Consider the following 2,352-nt stretch of genomic DNA (forward strand, 5'->3'; position numbering starts at 1 on the left):
AGCCCTATGCCTACCTACGCGATCTCTTCACCAAGCTCGCCAACGGCCATCTCGACAAGGACATCGACGCGTTGATGCCATGGGCTTACGCCGAGGCGTCCCACCCCTCACAATGAGCTCATCCGGGAGTCCTCAGTGAGCTCACTCTGAGCGCGCACAAGGGCGAAAGCGGCAGCCGGATACGCCGAGCGATCCCGACCGCAAGCGAAAACCCAATGGGGCCGAGACGGCGCTTACGAAGCTCCTTGGCCCCAGCTTGGATTACCTCGGTCAACGGATCCGCAGAAAATTCCGATGGCAGTTCGAACGGGACAACGGTAGATTTGGCCATGGTGGCATATCCTTTCTCTTTTGAGACTGACGGCGCGTGAACACCGCCATGATATGCCGCCTACTTCAGGCCATCACCAACTTTCGGGCATAACTCCCGTGAACGAGGAGGCGGTCGCAGATGCGGAACTGTTCGACGGCAAGCTCGCGCTGATCACCAACGCCCCCGATCTCGCGCCGGCAGAAGCCGTTTCCCGCTACAAGGCGCTGGCCGACATCGAGCGCGGCTTCAGGGTTCTCAAGAGCGACATCGAGATCGCGCCGGTCCACCATCGGCTGCCGGACCGGATCAGGGCTCATGCGCTGATCTGCTTCCTCGCCCTCGTGCTCTACCGCGTCATGCGAATGCGCCTGAAAGCCAAGGGACACAGCGCCAGCCCGCGCATTGCTCTCGATATCCTCGCCCGCATCCAGCGTCACAGGGCGAAGATCGCGGAGCACACCGTGGATGGCCTCTCGACCACGACACCTGAACAACTGGAGCTCTTCGACACCCTGAACCTGCCGAAACCCGCCTGATCACCGCTCCGTAGTTACATTTTTGGCTCTCCGGCCATAATGATCTCAATTACTTAGCGGTTTTGCTGTTGAACTTGGGAGGTCAGGGTCTTTCCCAGCGACGACGCTCTGCTGCGACTGGTCAGCGCCGTCCTCGTAGAGATCGACGAGAAATGGGCCTCCGAGACCAAGGCCTACATCAAATGGGAATGCCAGGATGCATGACCCGCTCTCAGCAGAATTTCCAGACCGCAGGTTGCTCTATCGGGCGTGCCGACCAAGACCCATGTGCTGAACCTGCTCCACAGGCTGGTGGATGGCACACCGACCGACCGGCTCGATGTGACGCCCCCTTCAAGTCTCGTTCTGACGAAGGAACCTGAGGCCAATGTCGCACGCTACGACGGACTGCGGGGAGGAACACGTCATGCGTCATGATCCCGCCGGAGCCGCCATCGTCATCATGCTGCGCAGCCTCAAAATGCCGGGCATGGCGCAGGCCGTGCATGATCTCATGGAACAAGGTGCCCCAGCGTTCGAGGTATGAGGAGGATCAGAAAACAGTCCGGGGGACTGTTTTCCCGACGATTGGATGCCGATGCTGTCGCAGTTGCTCAAGGCTGAAATGGCTGAACGCGAGGTGCGCTCCATCTCCTATCACATGAAGGCCGCGCGCTTCCCGGCCTACAAGGACCTGTTCGGCTTCGACTTCGCCGCCAGCGAGATCAACGAAGCCCTCGTGCGTCAACTCCATCGGTGCGAGTTCATGGATGCGGCCGAGAATGTCGTGCTGATCGGCGGACGCGGCACGGGGAAAAGTCATGTCGCGACCGCCATCGGCGTCCAGGCCATCGAGCATCACCGCAAACGCGTGCGCTTCTTCTCGACCCCGTCGAGCTGGTGAATGCGCTGGAACAGGAGAAGGCCCAGGGAAAGGCCGGCAAGATTGCCGAGGCGCTGGTGAAGACCGAATTGGTGATCCTCGACGAGCTGGGATACCTGCCGTTCAGCGCCTCGGGCGGCGCGCTGCTGTTCCACCTATTGAGCAAGCTCTACGAGCGCACCAGCGTCGTCATCACCACCAACCTGAGCTTCAGCGAGTGGGCGAGCGTCTTCGGTGATGCCAAGATGACCACAGCCTTGCTCGATCGCCTCACCCATCGCTGCCATATCTTGGAGACCGGCAACGACAGCTACCGCTTCAAGGCAAGCTCCGAGACAGCGAAGAAGAAACGGAAGGAGACAGCACCATTGACCCCAGCATAAAGTTGCAAACATAACGATAGAGCAACCTGCGGTCTGGAAATTCTGCTGAGAGCGGGTCATGCATCCTGGCATTCCCATTTGATGTAGGCCTTGGTCTCGGAGGCCCATTTCTCGTCGATCTCTACGAGGACGGCGCTGACCAGTCGCAGCAGAGCGTCGTCGCTGGGAAAGACCCTGACCTTTACGGTGCGCCGCTTGAGCTCCTGCTGGACGGATCGCTCCATCGGGTTTGAAGTGCGCAGCCGGCGGCGATGGTGC

3 protein-coding genes and 2 pseudogenes are annotated in these 2,352 nt (G+C 60.2%); 4 read left to right on the forward strand and 1 reads right to left on the reverse strand.

The genetic code is table 11. The annotated features are described in order from the left end of the window. The 4 genes and pseudogenes from JSE7799_RS19815 to istB all read left to right on the forward strand — a co-directional run. A partial coding sequence (locus tag JSE7799_RS19815) for a transposase domain-containing protein (protein WP_083480479.1) occupies positions 1-116 on the forward strand: 116 nt, incomplete at its 5' end. 235 nt (positions 117-351) lie between these two features. After that, entirely contained in the window at positions 352-849 is a 498-nt protein-coding gene (locus JSE7799_RS10900) for an IS1634 family transposase (RefSeq protein ID WP_370736656.1), read from the forward strand. A 243-nt stretch (positions 850-1,092) separates the two neighbouring features. After that, positions 1,093-1,266, forward strand: a pseudogene (locus JSE7799_RS19820) (IS21 family transposase); the annotation flags it as partial. 163 nt (positions 1,267-1,429) lie between these two features. Further along, a pseudogene (gene istB / locus JSE7799_RS10905) lies at positions 1,430-2,094 on the forward strand (IS21-like element helper ATPase IstB); the annotation flags it as partial. Between the two features lie 56 nt (positions 2,095-2,150). On the opposite strand, the gene JSE7799_RS19825 reads toward istB, so the two are convergent. Then, on the reverse strand, positions 2,151-2,352 hold a 202-nt coding region (locus tag JSE7799_RS19825; RefSeq protein ID WP_186201909.1), incomplete at its 5' end, for a transposase.

It is taken from the genome of Jannaschia seosinensis (genome assembly GCF_001408515.1).
In the GTDB taxonomy this organism is placed as follows: domain Bacteria; phylum Pseudomonadota; class Alphaproteobacteria; order Rhodobacterales; family Rhodobacteraceae; genus Jannaschia; species Jannaschia seosinensis.